We start from the raw sequence: 13,570 nt of genomic DNA on the forward strand, positions 1-13,570 counted from the left end.
CCACGTCGTCCTCGACCCTGCCTACTTTTGAGGTATGGAAAATGTGTCGCGTGACCTCGTCGTGCCGGACGGCGCGAATCCGCTGCGTCAGCTCTCGCTGGAGCAACTGCGGCGTCGTACGAGCATGAAGTGGCGGACCTATCCGCACGATGTGCTGCCGTTGTGGGTGGCCGAGATGGATGTCCCGCTGGCCGAGCCGGTCGCCGAGGCGATCACCGACGCCGTGGCGCTCGGTGACACCGGCTATCCCGCCGGGACGGCCTACGCCGAGGCGCTGGCCGAGTTCGCCCACAAGCGGTGGGGCTGGGACGGCCTCGCGGTCGAGCGCACGGCGATCGTGCCCGACGTGATGCTCGGCATCGTGGAGATGCTGAAGCTGGTCTCCGCTCCCGGCGACCCCGTCATCGTCAACTGTCCCGTGTACCCGCCCTTCTACCAGTTCGTCGGCAACCTGGACCGGCCCGTCGTAGAGGCGCCCCTGGGGCCGGACCTGCGGATCGACTTCGCCGCGCTCGAGGAGGCGTTCCGGCATGCGGCACGGGGAGCGGCACGGGATGCGAACCGGCCGGTGTATCTGCTGTGCAGCCCGCACAATCCCACCGGGACCGTGCACACCGCCGCCGAGTTGACACGGGTCGCGCACCTGGCGCGGGAGCACGGCGTACGCGTGGTGGCGGACGAGATCCACGCCCCTATCGTGGCGGCGGGCACCTCTTTCGTCCCCTTTCTGAGCGTGCCCGGGGCGGAGAACGGGCTGTCCCTGATGTCGGCGTCGAAGGCCTGGAACCTCGCCGGACTCAAGGCGGCCCTCGCCGTCGCGGGGCCCGAAGCCGCCGACGACCTCGACCGCATACCCGAAGAGGTCAGCCACGGCCCCAGCCATGTCGGCATCATCGCCCACACGGCGGCGCTGCGGGGCGGGGGCGACTGGCTCGACGCGCTGCTCCGCGGCCTCGACGAGAACCGACGGCTGCTGGCCGCGCTGCTGGCCGAACACCTGCCCGCCATCGGATATACGCCCGCGCAGGGCACCTTCCTGGCCTGGCTTGACTGCCGGGAACTGGGCCTGGGCAGCGACCCTGCCGCGGCCTTCCTGCAGCGCGGCCGCGTCGCTCTGAGCTCCGGGAGTGCCTTTGGAACCGGCGGCGAGGGCTTCGTCCGGCTCAACCTGGCCGCCTCGCCGGAAGTGATCACCGAGGCGGTCCGGCGGATGGCCTCGGCCGTCGTCTGACCTGCCGTCGTCTGACCTGCCGTCGCCTGACTTGACCGTCCACCCCGGCTCAGCGGCGGTCCCGTACGCGCCGTACGAGATCAGCCGCCGCGTCCGGCCACGCGGCATGCTCGAAGGCGAAGCCCTCGTCGAGCAGTCGGCCCGGGACGACGCGTCGGCTCTTGAGGAGCAGTTCGGTGTCCGTGCGCAGCGCGAAGGCGCCGATCTCCGCCATCCACTTGGTGGCGGGGAGTCCCACCCGGGCGCCTGCCGCGGCCCGCAGGTCCCGCATGAACGCGCGGTGCGGGAGTGGGCCGGGGGCGGCCAGGTTCACCGGGCCCGCGATGTCGTCGCGGGTGATCAGGAACTCCACCGCACGGACGAAGTCCCGGTCGTGGATCCAGGACAGGTACTGGGCTCCGCCCGCGACCGGCCCGCCCAGGCCGAGCCGGGTCATCCGCAGCAGGACGTCGAAGACACCGCCCGGGTCGGGGCTCATCACCATGGCGGCGCGCAGAGCGACCTTGCGGGTGTGCGGGGTGGCGGCTTCCTGCTGGGCGCGTTCCCAGTTCTTCGCGATCCGGACGCTGTACTCCCAGTAGTCCGGAATCCCGGTCTCCGTGCCGCCGATGACGCCGGTCGCCTCGTCGTGGGGTGCGTCGAAGCGGTGTGCGTAGATCGTGGCAGTGCTCATCTGGAGCCAGAGCTCCGGCGGTTTCGCCGCGGCGGCGATCGCCTCGCCGACGGCCTCGGCGGACCGGACCCGCGAGTCCATCATGTCCCGCAGGTTGGCCTCGGTGTAGCGGCAGCTCACACTGCGCCCCGCCAGGTTGACCACGACGTCGCTGCCGTCGATCTCCGCTGCCCAGGGCCCCGATGTCCGTCCGTCCCAGGCGACTTGGCGCGCACGCACGGGGTTCCTGGTCAGGACGACGACGTCGTGCCCTGCGGCGGTCAACGCACGGTCCAGGACGGCCCCGACCTGCCCGGTACCTCCTGCAAGCACTACCTTCATCGGGCTTCCCCCTCGCTCGGTGAGCACTCGGCAAGAATGAGCCTAGACCTGCCCCACCAGCGGGTTTACCCGGGACCCAGCGAGCGCCTTCGTACCTCAGCCGCCCTCTTCTCCACCGGCTCATGTTGGCAGGCAGGCTGAAGCACCCCGGCCCCGCGTTGAACCCGTACGTGCTGATGTCGTTGCCTCAGTGCTGGATCAGGCCGCCGACCGGGACGGGGTCCACGTGGCCGGTCGGCGGCAGAGTCCGCGCCAGGGTCAGGCCGATGTCGACCAGTGATGACCGGCGGAGGGCGGCGACGTCGGGGATCGGGGTCCAGACCGACTCGACGACTTGTCCGTTCGGCTCAGGCCGGAGTTCGCCACCGGTGATACGGACCTGGTAGAAGATGCCGACATTCTGGTGCTCCGGCCCACCGGGGGTGGTGCGTTCGGCTGCGGGGATCACCCTTGAGTCCACGCCCAGCAGCCGTTCCACCACCGCGGCGCAGCCGGTCTCCTCAGCGACCTCCCGGATCACCGCGTCGAACGGGTCCTCCCCGTGCTCGACCCGGCCGCCCGGAAGACTCCAGTTGGACTCGCCGTGGGGTGATACGTGGCGGGCGAGCAGGGCCCGTCCGTCCTCGACGCACACGGCGTATGCAGCCAGCCTGAAACTCATCTCCGCCCCTCCCACCGGCCCCGCCCCGGCTTCCAAGCTCCGCGCGTCGCTGCAAACGCAGCATGGATTCGACCAACTTCTCATGCTCGGGAGCCACTTCCGTGCCGTGGGTGCGCAGTGGCGGTGAGCCAGGACCCGCTCGCCGTGGGCCGAGGCGGCGCGCGTCATTGGCGTAGGGCGTACGACGGTCTTGCCGACACCCGGGCCCGCATCGGCCTGTATGGCTCACGAGCGGGTCCGCGGCCGGGCTAGTGTCGACACGTGAACAGCAGGCATGCACACGAGTCCCGCGACCGCTGCCCGATCGTGATGGTGGCCTCGTCCGCCGGGGGCATCCAGGGCCTGCAGACACTGCTGGGCGGCCTGGACGCCGGGCTCCCGGCATCCGTGCTGGTGGCCCAGCACCTGCGCCGTGCCCGCACGACGCATATCGTCGCCATCCTGTCCCGTGCCACCAGCCTCCGCGTCGAACTGGCCGAAGGCGGCGAACGCCCGAGTGCGGGATCGGTCCACATCGCACCGCCGGACCACCACCTTTGCGTGGAAGCGGATGGCACGCTTGCCCTTTCCCGGGAGGATCCGGTCAACTACGCTCGCCCGGCCGCAGACCCACTCTTCGAGTCCGCCTCAAAGGCCTTTGGCCCGCTGGTCATCGCGTGCGTGCTCACCGGGGCCGACGGCGACGGGGCCCGGGGAGTCGAATCGGTCAAGACGCGCGGGGGCGTCGTCATCGTGGAGGATCCTGCGACAGCCGCCTTCCACGGCATGCCCAAGTCCGCCATCAAGACCGGCAAGGTCGACTTCGTGCGCCCCGCCGAGGGCATCGCGCCCCTCATCCGCCGGCTCTTGCACCCGGCGGATGCCGGCTCCCGGCGATGAGTTCCCCCCACGCCTTGAGTCTCCCCTGCAAGACACTGGACTCGAGCAAAGGAACAGCCGTGAACGATGATGTCTGGTCGCTGGTGCACGCGGAGCGTGCGGCGCTGATCGAGGATCTCACTCACCTCGACGACAAGCAGTGGGATCACCCGTCGCTGTGTGACGGGTGGACCGTGCACGACGTGGTCGCCCACCTGGTCGACACGGCTCGTACGACGCGTCTCGGCTTCGTGAGTGGCATGATCCGGGCGCGTTTCGACTTCGACCGTCAGAACGCGCGCGGTGTGGATCGGGAGCGCGGCGCCTCACCACGAGAGACGTTGGAACGACTGCGTCAGGTGGCCCCGCGGAGGTCGGGCCCTCCGGCTCCGCTCGATACCCGGCTCATCGAGGAGGTCGTCCACGGTGAGGACATCCGTCGGCCTTTGGGGCTCACCCACTCCTACCTGCCGGCGGCCGTCATCAGGGCGGTGCGCCTGCAGGCTCGTACGTCGGCGTCCTTCGGCGGAGCCAAGGAGCGGGTGGCCGGTGTCCAACTGGCCGCCGATGACGCCGACTTGTTGATCGGAGAGGGCCCGCAGGCGCGCGGAAACGCGGTTTCCCTGCTGCTGGCCATCTCCGGGCGACGGGAAGCACTTGATGAGCTCGACGGGCCGGGAGTCGCCGCGCTGAGGACGCCCGGGACCCGACCTGCTTCGTCCTGACAGGGCAGGCGCCGGAGGCCGACCCCCTCAGCCGACCCCCTCAAGCGCTCTACGAGTCGGCTGCCTCGTAGTCGGGCAGTGCGGCCGAGAAGGCCCGCGGCGCCGGACGCATGGCCAGAACCAGTACGGCAAGACCGGTGAAGATCACCGCGGCGATCACTCCGGTGACGTGCAGGCTGGTGGTGAACGCCTCCCGCGCAGTGCGCAGCAGTTCCGCAGCCTGGCCGGCGGGAAGGTGCTGGCCGGCGGCGGCCGCGCCGGCCAGCGAGTCGGAGGTGCCGTCCACCCCGCTGCGGTAAACCACCGCGGCCACCACGCCGAGCAGCGCGAAGCCGAGCGAACCGCCGAAGTAGTTGCCCGTCTCCGACATCGACGCCGCCGAACCGGCGCGCTCCGGCGGCACGGACCCGACGACAAGACCGGTGCCCAGCGCGAACAGCGGGCCGGTGCCCAGCGCCAGTACGGCGATGCCGGTCATCACGAGTGGCAAGGAGCGCGCTCCGCCGACGCCGAGCAGCAGCAGGCTGCCAAGCGCCGACCCCGCGAGGCCACCGGCGATCACGGTCGGCTGCTTCATCCGCCGGGCCAGCGCCGGCGCGGCCATGGTGCCGACCGCCACGCCAAGGCCCATGGGTGCGAACAGCATCGCCGACGCGACCGGCGAGTAGCCAAGGACGCTCTGCAGGTACTGGGTCACCACCAGGCCCGTACCGGCCATGGCGATGCCGGCGAAGACGAGCGCGACGAGGACGGCCGTGAACGGGCGGTTGCGCAGCAGCCGCAGATCCAGCAGCGGTGTCTCCAGGCGCAGTTGCCGGCGAACGAACAGCCATCCGATGGCCGCGCCGACGGCGAGGGCAGACGCAGGCAGGAGGGTCACGCTCTCGACGGTCAGCTGCTTGATGCCGTACACCATCAGAAGCACCGCCACGAGCGAAAGCCCGACGCTGGTCAGGTCCAGCCGTCCTGCCTGTTCACTGCGGTACTCCGGTACCAGGCGGGGCCCGGCGAGCAGCAGCAGCGCCATCGCCGGCACGGCGACGAGGAACACCGATCCCCACCAGAAGTACTGGAGCAGGAACCCGGCGAGTACCGGGCCGAGCGCACCGCCCGCGAACTGGCACGTGGCCCAGATCGCGATGGCCTGCCCACGCTGCCGTTCGTCGCGGAACATGTTGGTGATCAAGGCGAGTGTGGACGGCGCCAGGGTCGCCCCGGCGACACCGAGCAGCGCACGCGCGACGATCAGCATCAGAGGGCCGGCCGCGAAGGCGGCCACCACCGACAGCACCGCGAACGCCGCCGCACCGATCATCAGCAGTCGGCGTCGTCCGATGCGGTCCCCGAGCGTTCCCATCGTGATGACGAGGCCGGCCACCATGAGTCCATAGCTGTCACTGATCCACAGCTGCTGGACGCCTGTGGCCCCCAGATCGGCGCTCAGCTGTGGGAGCGCGAGGAGCAGAGCCGTCATGTCCATCGCGACCAGCAAGGTCGGCAGCATGAGGACCCACAGCCCCAGCCATGCCCGGGTGACTCGCATATTCAGAACTCCCTGTTCTCTCGACGTTTCGCTCCCTGGTCGGAGCGGGCGGGAGCTTCTTGACATCGGCGGCGACGGAGATTTCTTGTTGCTGAAAAATTCGTGCGAACTTTTCGGCCGGGGATGTCAAGACGACGACGGTGGCTCCGACAACCAGGCGAAGGGCCCAGCCGGGGCTCGCGAACCACGAGGAGTACGAGATGCAGTTCCTGATCAGCATGCACATCAACCCGGCCGTGCTGGACGCGTTGACCGACGAGGAGAAGGCGGCGATCGGCGAGGGCCACGGCGCGTTCCTCGAGGCGCTGAAGAAGTCCGGCGAGCTGATCACCACGCAGGCGCTGGTCGACCCGTCACAGGCCGCCGTGGTGTCCGTACGCAACGGCCAGCCGGTGGTGACCGACGGCCCTTTCCTGGAGGCCAAAGAGTTCCTCGGCGGCTTCTACCTGATCGACTGCGAGAACAAGGAGCGGGCGATCGAGCTGGCACTGCGGATCCCGGACACCAGGATCGAAGGGCTGGGGGTCGAGGTGCGACAGGTGATGTTCGCTGACGGACAATTGGAGGCATGACATCACCAGTTGTCGAGGACCTGCTGCGTGAGCTCGCGCCGCGGGTCCTCGGCGCGTTGGTACGCCGGCACGGACAGTTCGAGGGGTGCGAGGACGCCGTGCAGGAGGCCGTGCTCGCCGCGACCGTCCAGTGGCCGGCCGAGGGTGTGCCGGACAACCCGCACGGCTGGCTGGTGACGGTCGCCACCCGGCGGCTCGTCGACCAGATGCGCAGTGACCACGCGCGCCGCGAGCGGGAGTCGGCGACGGCCACCGAGGTGGTGCCTCAGGACGTGCCGGACACCGACGACACGCTCGTCCTGCTGTTCCTGTGCTGCCATCCGACACTGACCGCGGCCTCCCAGACCGCCCTGACGCTGCGAGCGGTCGGCGGCCTGACCACGGCCGAGATCGCCCACGCGTTCCTGGTGCCCGAGGCCACCATGGCGAGCAGGATCAGCCGGGCCAAGCAGCGCATCAAGGCCGCCGGCAGCACTTTCAGGATGCCGGACGGCGCAGCGCGCGAGGAACGGCTGCGGGTCGTCCTGCACGTGCTCTACCTGATCTTCAACGAGGGCTACACCGTCTCTTCGGGCAGTGAGTTGCACCGGGCCGATCTCGCGCACGAGGCGATCCGGCTGGCCAGGATGGTGCACACGCAGCTTTCAGCGGACAGCGAGGTGACCGGGCTGCTCGCGTTGATGCTGCTGACCCACGCCCGCCGACAGGCACGTACGACAGCGGCCGGCGACCTGATCCCGCTGGACGAGCAGGACCGCACGAAGTGGGACCGCGCTCTGATCGACGAGGGCACCGAACTGGTCAAGGCCTCGCTGGCCGGCCCGACCCTCGGGCCCTACCAGCTCCAGGCCGCCATCGCCGCCACACATGCCGACGCGGACTCGGCCAAGGAGACCAACTGGCCGCAGGTGCACGCCCTTTACCTGATCCTGGAACGGATCGCGCCCAACCCGATGGTCACCCTCAACCGGGCGATCGCACTCGCCGAGACCGAGGGCCCGTCGGCCGGTCTTGCCCTGCTGTCCACCTTGGACGACGACGAGCGGATGGCCGGGCATCACCGGCTGCTGTCCGTACGAGCGCACCTGCTGGAGAAGACCGGCGACACGGCCGGGGCACACGAGCACTACCGGCGCGCCGCCAAGTCCACCGCCAGCATCGCCGAGCAGCGCTATCTGGAGGCCCGGGCCCACCGGGTCGAACCACACCTGTGATCCTGGCACGCACTAGAAGACGGGCGGGCCCTGCTCGACGCGGCGCAGCACCGGCGTGAGCCGGTCGAGTCCGTCGCTCGTCTGGATCTGCCGCTCGTCCCACCAGGTGACTCCCGCCTCGGCCAACGGGCCGAGCAGATCACGGGACTTGGCGGCGTCATCGCCAGGTGTGGCACCGCCGAGAACGATCTCGAAGGGAGTGCCGGTGCGGTCCGCGCGTTGCTTTCGTACGTACGCCACCAGGTCGCGGACCTGGTCGAGTGGCGGTACGTGGCCGTGTCTGGCGTCGGTGAACAGCGGGACCGCACCGTCCCAGCGGGCGGCCCGGCGCATGGGCGGGCGGTTCGGCCAGAAGCCTGCGACCCAGACCGGCGGCCGGGGTTGTTGCACCGTGGCGGGCAGCAGCGTCACGTCCCGTGCCTGGTAGTGCCGTCCGTCGTGGTTCACCGGCTCGCCCGACCAGTAGCGCTGCAGCAGGTCGAGGCCCTCGTCCAGCCGCTCGGCCAGCACCTTCGGGTCCGTGGTGTCACCGAAACTCGCGTACTCGTCCTCGACGGGTCCGCCAAGACCCGCTCCGAAGACGACCCGGCCGCCGCTCACGGCGTCCAGGGTCGCCACCTGGCGGGCGAGTTGCTGCGGGCGCCGCCGGGCGACGGGGGTGACCAGCGTGCCCAGTCTGATCCGGGAAGTCGCCAGTGCGGCGGCGGTCAGCAGCATCCAGGGGTCCCCGAAGGGCCTGCCCTCGTGCTTGCGGTGCAGCACGTGGTCCCAGACGAACAGCCCGTCCCACCCTGCCTGTTCCGCAGCCACGGCCACCTTCGCCACGGTCCTGGGGTCGGCGAAGTCACCGAAGTTGGGAATGTTGACCGAGAAGCGCATCTCCGCATCCTGCTGCACGGCACCGGGACCGGCAACCGATCAGCGGCCACGGGCGTGCCGTCCTGCGCACTGGGGACCGAGACTCATCGTGCCGCCGCATGCCGCACCGCGGCCTGGGCCAGCCCGGTGATCAGCGGGTGGGGGCGGGTGCCGTCGCCCTGCAGTTCGGGCTGGAACAGCGAGGCCAGGAAGAAGGGGTGGCCGGGCAGTTCGGCGATGCGGATGTCACCGCTCTCGTCGGTACCGGTGAAGCTGAGCCCACCGGCACGCAGCTTCTCCACGTGGGCGGGGTTCGGGCCGTAGTTGCCGCCCTGGAGTCCGCCGTCAGGGCTATCGCGCCCTCGTGGCCGACCAGAGAGCAGGCCAGCGGAACGATCAGCTCGGCCCCTCCCCCGTCGCTGTCGTACGGAGTGTTCTCGGCGTGCACCGCGTTGCCCAGCCCGCACACCGACCGGGCGTACTCGAGCAGCATGTGCTGGAAGCCACCGCAGGTCCCAAGGAAGGGGATGCCTCCCTCCCTGGCCGTGCGGATGGCGGCGAGCGCTCCGGCTTCGCTGCGGTAGGGGCTGCCGGGCAGCACGGTGGGGCCCACCGGGGCGGGCGAGCGCCTCATGGAGCATGCCAGGCCCCTGCTGCTGCGCCTGGAAGCGGCCCGTGCCGACATCGCCCGGCTCCACGCGACGCGCTCCGTGCAACTCACCGTCGCTGCCAGCCCTCTCGCTCTGTCCGCCTCCCTCGCACAGCCCCTTGCCCACATCCGCCGTTCCGCCCCTGGCCTTGCGGTGTCGCTCCACGTGCTCGGACGGGAGGCGGTGGTGGCGGCCGTCATGCCGGGGACGCCGACCTCGCTCTGGTGGACGGGGCGGCGGCGCCCACCGATCCGCTGCCGCTGCCCGACCCCGGCCCTCTGACCACCACCGGTGTCGCCGAACACCCTCTGGCCCGTCGGCGCTCCCTCCGACTGCCGGACCTCACCGACGCGCACTGGCTGGACGCGCCCGATACCGCCGTCCCCCTGGGCCAACTCCGCGCCGCCGCCCGCACCGACGGCTTTCGTCCCCAAGTCACCTACCGCGGAACAGACATCAGGGGGGCGGGCACCCTCGTCGCCGGTGGACACGGCCTGGCGGCACTGCCTCTCTCGGCAGCCGCCGAAGCGCCCGTCCCCAACCTGGTCAGCCTCCTCGGCGAGTGACCGGCGCGGCGACCCCGGAGTGCCCGGCGCCACAGCGCATCAAGTTCGGCTGTTCCCGAACCCTCTTCGTGGGTTAGGTTAGGCATACCTAAGTTAGAGGCTTGGGTCTCTTCAACGCCATGGAGCATTTGGATGCGCCCACACAGCACCCGCATCACGCAGCCGACCCCCGCCGAACGCGTGCACGCGATCCTGCACGCGGCACAGTCGATGACAGTGATCAGCGACGGGTGTCACACCGAGATCCACCGGCTCGACGGCGAGGGTGCGGGGCACATCCACCTGCATGCCCCGGGCCAGGACACCTCGGGGCAAGAACGCCGCCCGGTCCGGCTGGAGTTCACCGACATCGCACCCACCGCCGTACGCGATCGTCTGCGCGCCCGCGTCACCGTCACGGGACTGCTGACGGCCCCGTACAGCGATGAGTCGCCCAAAAGCACCTGCATGGAGTTCGGCCAGGCGCTCCTCAAGGACGGTCAGGGGCGCCACTTCGTCTCCCTGGACGAGCTCTGCTCGGCCGCCCCGGATCCGATCGCGGGCAGTGAGGCGGACATGCTGACCCATCTCGTGGACAGTCACCATGAGCTCGTCCCTCTCCTCGTGCGTCTTGTACAACCACAGCCGGAGAAGGGCATGTTGCGCGCGGTCCCGCTGGCCATGGACCGCTATGGACTGACGCTGCGCCTGGAGTACCCCACCACGCACCTCGACGTCCGGCTGCCGTTCGCCACTCCTGTCAGCAACATCGACCAGGCCGGCCCTCAGATCCGCGGGCTGCTGGCCGCGGCCCGTCGGGCCTCCCACCACAACCGTCTGACCGCCTGACCGACTGACAGACACAGCCCCGCGTATGGACGGTCAGTGATGGATGTCCGCGCCGGGGCCGAGCGGCAGGCCCAGGCCGTAGAAGATGCCGAGGACGACGAGCCAGGCGACCAGGAACGGGACCACGAACACCGAGAGCCGGGACAGGACCGTGCCCAGCTGCGCCCCGGGCTCGTAGCGCCGCAGGATCGTCAGCATCAGGAAGACGTACGGATTGAGCGGCGTGATCATCTGGGTCGCGGAGTCGCCGATCCGGAATGCCGCCTGGGTGACGGCGGGTTCCATGCCGAGCAGCATGAACGCCGGGACGAAGACCGGTGCGACCAGGGACCACAGGGCCGAGCCCGAGGTGACGAACAGGTTCAGGACGCAGACCAGAAGGACGAACAGGACCAGGCCCGTGAAGCCGGTGAGGCCCGCGGACTCCAGGAGGTTCGCGCCGTTCACCGCGAGCAGGGTGCCGACGTTGGACCAGTCGAAGACGCCGATGACCTGTGAGATCACCAGGATCAGCACGATGTAGCCGGACATTCCGGTGATCGACTCGGCCATCATCCGGGGAGCGTCATCGGCGCGCTTGAGCGTGCCGACGGTGCGGCCGTAGACGACACCGGCGAGGACGAACGCGACGAACAGCAGCGGCACGATGCCGTTGAGCACCGGCGACGGAACGAGCGCACCGCCCTCGCCGCGCAACGGGGAGCCCGGCAGCAGCCAGCAGGTGACCACGACGGCCGCGTAGAGCAGGACGGCCAGGCCCGAGCGCAGCAGGCCCGTGCGCTGCCGGGCGGTGACAGTAACGGTGACGGAGGTCCCGTCATCGGCATCGGCATCCGGGTCCGGCTGCGGCAGCCGCGGCTCAAGGACACGGGAGATCAGGAAGCCGCCGATCAGGGCGAGCACGCAACTGGCCGCAGCCGTGAAGAAGTAGTTGATGAGGATGTGCGTGGGGGCGCTCTCACCGCCCGGCACGACCGCGGCGGCCTGCTGCGTGATGCCGGTGTAGAGCGCGTCGAGGGCGCCGATGGAGAAGCCCGCCGCGTAGCCCGCGCAGACGCAGGCGAAGCCGCCGATCAGGCCCGCGATCGGGTTGCGGCCGGCGTTCTTGAAGGCGAGTGCGGCCAGCGGCGGGATGACCAGGATCGCCACGTCGCTCATCAGGTGCGCCTGGCAGGAGACGAAGGCGACCAGGTAAGGCAGCAGCCGCCTGGGCGCCCGCGCGATGGAGGCACGTACGGCCGTCTCGAGCAGGCCAGTCTTCTCGGCGACCCCGACCGCGGCCATCATCAGCAGGACGGTGCCGAGGGAGGGGAAGCCGGTGAAGTTCGGGATGAAGTTCTCGAGCAGCCAGCGCACGCCCTCGCCGCTGAACAGGCCCTTGACCGCGAGCGTCTCGTCCTCGCCGGGCACCTTGACGGTGGTGCCGGTGGCGGCGAGGACCGTCGAGACCGTGCCGATGATCAGGAACAGGCCGAGGAAGAGCAGTACCGGGTGCGGCAGTTTGTTGCCCGCGCGCTCGATGCCGTTCAGGACCTTGTCGAGCAGGGACCCCTGCGGCGGCCCGCCCGTCGGCGTCTTCGCGGAGGTGAGCGAGGTTCTCATCCGGCGGCTCCTTCTGCCTGTGCCAGGGCGAGCGCGTCCTTGCGTACGGCGCCGCGCTGGGCGACGAGCACGATGTTGGCCGGGTCGGCCAGGACCGAGATGTCCGTGAGCGGGTCGCCTTCGCACATCACCAGGTCACCGTGTTTGCCCGCCTCGAGCGTGCCGATCTCCGAGGAGAGGCCCAGGAGTTCGGCGGCGCTGCGGGTGCCTGTCTCGATGGCTCGTTCCGGGGTCATGCCGAGTGCCACGAGGTGGGAGAGCTCGCGCAGGTTGCGGCCGTGAGGCACCATCGCCGCGTCGGTGCCCATCGCGATGCGTACGCCGTCGGAGATGGCCGCGGCGATGTTCTCCCGGGTGATGCCGGACCAGCGGACCTTCTTCTCGTAGTGGAAGGGCTGCATGGTCGCGCGGTCGATGCCGTCGAAGACGGTCGAAAGGGTCGGCACCACGAACGTGCCGTGCTCACCTGCCAGTTCGCGCGCCTGTACGGTGAGGCCGTAGCCGTGCTCGACGCTGCTCACGCCGCCGCGGATCGCGTTGATGATGCCCGCGGTGCCCTGTGCGTGGGCCGCCACGGGGCGGCCGCCGTGCCGGGCCACCTCGTCGACGACCGTACGGATCTCCTCGACGGTCAGGCCTTCGTCGTCGGGCTGGTCGTAGGGGCTGCTCATTCCGCCGGTCGCGCAGACCTTGATCACGTCGGCGCCGGAGCGGAGCAGGCGGCGCACCGCGACCCGTACCTCGTCCGGGGTGTCGGCGATCTCTCCCACCCCGGCGCTGGGGTCGAAGCCGCACTCCGAGCGGAAGTCGGCGTGACCGCCGGTGTGGCTGAGGATGCGGACCGCCGTGTGCAGCCGGGGGCCTGTGGTGAGGCCCGCGGCCACCGCGTCCCGGTAGCCGGCCGGGAGACCGCCCAGGTCGCGGGCGGTGGTGATGCCCGCCTCCAGGGTGCTGCGCAGCCGCTCGGCGGTGCGGAACGTCTCCAGGGTCTGGTCGCTCTCGTGGCGGCGGACCATCTGCCGGGGCGATTCGATGGCGAGGTGGACGTGGGTGTCGATGAAGCCGGGCAGGACCGTACGCCCTGCCGCGTCCACGGTGCGGGCCCTTGCGGGCGCCTCCGGGGCCGTGGCGGCCGGTCCTGCGTGGACGATCGTGCCGTGCTCGTCGATGTCGATGACGGCGTCCGCGACGGGGGCCGCGCCGGTGCCGTCGACGAGTCGGGCCCGGATGATGCGCAAGGAGGAGAACTGTGCGTGGCTCATGGGCGA

Annotated in this window: 14 protein-coding genes and 1 pseudogene; 8 read left to right on the forward strand and 7 right to left on the reverse strand. The window is 70.3% G+C overall.

What is annotated here, in order from left to right; all coding sequences use genetic code 11:
• Positions 1-34 precede the first annotated feature (34 nt).
• Positions 35-1,231 (forward strand): MalY/PatB family protein, encoded by a 1,197-nt coding sequence (locus tag ABD378_RS14825; protein ID WP_344521345.1) that lies wholly within the window; start codon positions 35-37, stop codon positions 1,229-1,231.
• A 49-nt stretch (positions 1,232-1,280) separates the two neighbouring features.
• Here ABD378_RS14825 and ABD378_RS14830 read toward each other — a convergent pair whose 3' ends face one another.
• Entirely contained in the window at positions 1,281-2,225 is a 945-nt protein-coding gene (locus ABD378_RS14830; RefSeq protein WP_344521346.1) for a TIGR01777 family oxidoreductase, read from the reverse strand.
• 187 nt (positions 2,226-2,412) lie between these two features.
• The gene (locus ABD378_RS14835; protein ID WP_344521347.1) at positions 2,413-2,886 is read right to left on the reverse strand and encodes an NUDIX hydrolase; all 474 of its coding nucleotides are present in this window, start codon (positions 2,884-2,886) and stop codon (positions 2,413-2,415) included.
• Between the two features lie 261 nt (positions 2,887-3,147).
• Between ABD378_RS14835 and ABD378_RS14840 the strand changes: the two genes are divergently transcribed.
• Both ABD378_RS14840 and ABD378_RS14845 read left to right on the forward strand, forming a co-directional pair.
• Positions 3,148-3,765: a chemotaxis protein CheB gene (locus ABD378_RS14840; protein ID WP_344521348.1), complete on the forward strand. Its 618-nt coding sequence runs from the start codon at positions 3,148-3,150 to the stop codon at positions 3,763-3,765.
• Between the two features lie 59 nt (positions 3,766-3,824).
• Positions 3,825-4,469 (forward strand): maleylpyruvate isomerase family mycothiol-dependent enzyme, encoded by a 645-nt coding sequence (locus ABD378_RS14845; RefSeq protein ID WP_344521349.1) that lies wholly within the window; start codon positions 3,825-3,827, stop codon positions 4,467-4,469.
• A 49-nt stretch (positions 4,470-4,518) separates the two neighbouring features.
• On the opposite strand, the gene ABD378_RS14850 is transcribed toward ABD378_RS14845, so the two are convergent.
• On the reverse strand, positions 4,519-6,012 hold the full coding sequence (locus ABD378_RS14850; RefSeq protein WP_344521350.1) for an MFS transporter: 1,494 nt from the start codon (positions 6,010-6,012) through the stop codon (positions 4,519-4,521).
• Between the two features lie 140 nt (positions 6,013-6,152).
• Between ABD378_RS14850 and ABD378_RS14855 the strand changes: the two genes are divergently transcribed.
• Positions 6,153-6,584, forward strand: coding sequence for a YciI family protein (locus tag ABD378_RS14855; protein WP_344521351.1), 432 nt, complete (start codon positions 6,153-6,155; stop codon positions 6,582-6,584).
• Positions 6,581-7,798 carry an RNA polymerase sigma factor gene (locus ABD378_RS14860; RefSeq protein WP_344521352.1) on the forward strand — a complete coding sequence of 406 codons (1,218 nt, stop codon included), beginning with the start codon at positions 6,581-6,583 and terminating at the stop codon, positions 7,796-7,798. The genes ABD378_RS14855 and ABD378_RS14860 overlap by 4 nt, the downstream gene beginning before the upstream one ends.
• A gap of 12 nt (positions 7,799-7,810) precedes the next feature.
• Here the strand turns inward: ABD378_RS14860 and ABD378_RS14865 are convergent, their stop codons facing one another.
• Entirely contained in the window at positions 7,811-8,677 is an 867-nt protein-coding gene (locus ABD378_RS14865; RefSeq protein ID WP_344521353.1) for an LLM class flavin-dependent oxidoreductase, read from the reverse strand.
• Positions 8,678-8,760: 83 nt separating this feature from the next.
• Positions 8,761-9,257 (reverse strand): annotated as a pseudogene (locus ABD378_RS14870) (glutamine amidotransferase-related protein); the annotation flags it as partial.
• A gap of 31 nt (positions 9,258-9,288) precedes the next feature.
• Here ABD378_RS14870 and ABD378_RS14875 point away from each other — a divergent pair.
• From ABD378_RS14875 to ABD378_RS14885, 3 genes are all read left to right on the forward strand, one after another.
• On the forward strand, positions 9,289-9,588 hold the full coding sequence (locus ABD378_RS14875) for a hypothetical protein (protein WP_344521354.1): 300 nt from the start codon (positions 9,289-9,291) through the stop codon (positions 9,586-9,588).
• Positions 9,531-9,872: a LysR substrate-binding domain-containing protein gene (locus tag ABD378_RS14880; RefSeq protein WP_344521355.1), complete on the forward strand. Its 342-nt coding sequence runs from the start codon at positions 9,531-9,533 to the stop codon at positions 9,870-9,872. The genes ABD378_RS14875 and ABD378_RS14880 overlap by 58 nt, the downstream gene beginning before the upstream one ends.
• 132 nt (positions 9,873-10,004) lie before the next feature.
• Positions 10,005-10,700, forward strand: coding sequence for a DUF2470 domain-containing protein (locus ABD378_RS14885; protein ID WP_344521356.1), 696 nt, complete (start codon positions 10,005-10,007; stop codon positions 10,698-10,700).
• 33 nt (positions 10,701-10,733) lie between these two features.
• Here the strand turns inward: ABD378_RS14885 and ABD378_RS14890 are convergent, their stop codons facing one another.
• Together ABD378_RS14890 and ABD378_RS14895 are read right to left on the reverse strand one after the other, a co-directional pair.
• Positions 10,734-12,302, reverse strand: coding sequence for an AbgT family transporter (locus ABD378_RS14890; RefSeq protein ID WP_344521357.1), 1,569 nt, complete (start codon positions 12,300-12,302; stop codon positions 10,734-10,736).
• Positions 12,299-13,564: a metal-dependent hydrolase family protein gene (locus ABD378_RS14895; protein ID WP_344521358.1), complete on the reverse strand. Its 1,266-nt coding sequence runs from the start codon at positions 13,562-13,564 to the stop codon at positions 12,299-12,301. The genes ABD378_RS14890 and ABD378_RS14895 overlap by 4 nt, the downstream gene beginning before the upstream one ends.
• Between the last annotated feature and the right edge of the window lie 6 nt (positions 13,565-13,570).

The sequence above is a fragment of the Streptomyces rectiviolaceus genome (assembly GCF_039533825.1).
Classification (GTDB): domain Bacteria; phylum Actinomycetota; class Actinomycetes; order Streptomycetales; family Streptomycetaceae; genus Streptomyces; species Streptomyces rectiviolaceus.

What these genes read in the sequence shown, in the direction of transcription:
- ABD378_RS14825 (WP_344521345.1), top strand. Translation starts at nt 35, where the DNA reads ATGGAAAATGTGTCGCGTGACCTCGTCGTGCCGGACGGCGCGAATCCG.
- ABD378_RS14830 (WP_344521346.1), bottom strand. Translation starts at nt 2,225, where the DNA reads ATGAAGGTAGTGCTTGCAGGAGGTACCGGGCAGGTCGGGGCCGTCCTG.
- ABD378_RS14835 (WP_344521347.1), bottom strand. Translation starts at nt 2,886, where the DNA reads ATGAGTTTCAGGCTGGCTGCATACGCCGTGTGCGTCGAGGACGGACGG.
- ABD378_RS14850 (WP_344521350.1), bottom strand. Translation starts at nt 6,012, where the DNA reads ATGCGAGTCACCCGGGCATGGCTGGGGCTGTGGGTCCTCATGCTGCCG.
- ABD378_RS14860 (WP_344521352.1), top strand. Translation starts at nt 6,581, where the DNA reads ATGACATCACCAGTTGTCGAGGACCTGCTGCGTGAGCTCGCGCCGCGG.
- ABD378_RS14865 (WP_344521353.1), bottom strand. Translation starts at nt 8,677, where the DNA reads ATGCGCTTCTCGGTCAACATTCCCAACTTCGGTGACTTCGCCGACCCC.
- ABD378_RS14875 (WP_344521354.1), top strand. Translation starts at nt 9,289, where the DNA reads ATGGAGCATGCCAGGCCCCTGCTGCTGCGCCTGGAAGCGGCCCGTGCC.
- ABD378_RS14885 (WP_344521356.1), top strand. Translation starts at nt 10,005, where the DNA reads ATGCGCCCACACAGCACCCGCATCACGCAGCCGACCCCCGCCGAACGC.
- ABD378_RS14890 (WP_344521357.1), bottom strand. Translation starts at nt 12,302, where the DNA reads ATGAGAACCTCGCTCACCTCCGCGAAGACGCCGACGGGCGGGCCGCCG.
- ABD378_RS14895 (WP_344521358.1), bottom strand. Translation starts at nt 13,564, where the DNA reads ATGAGCCACGCACAGTTCTCCTCCTTGCGCATCATCCGGGCCCGACTC.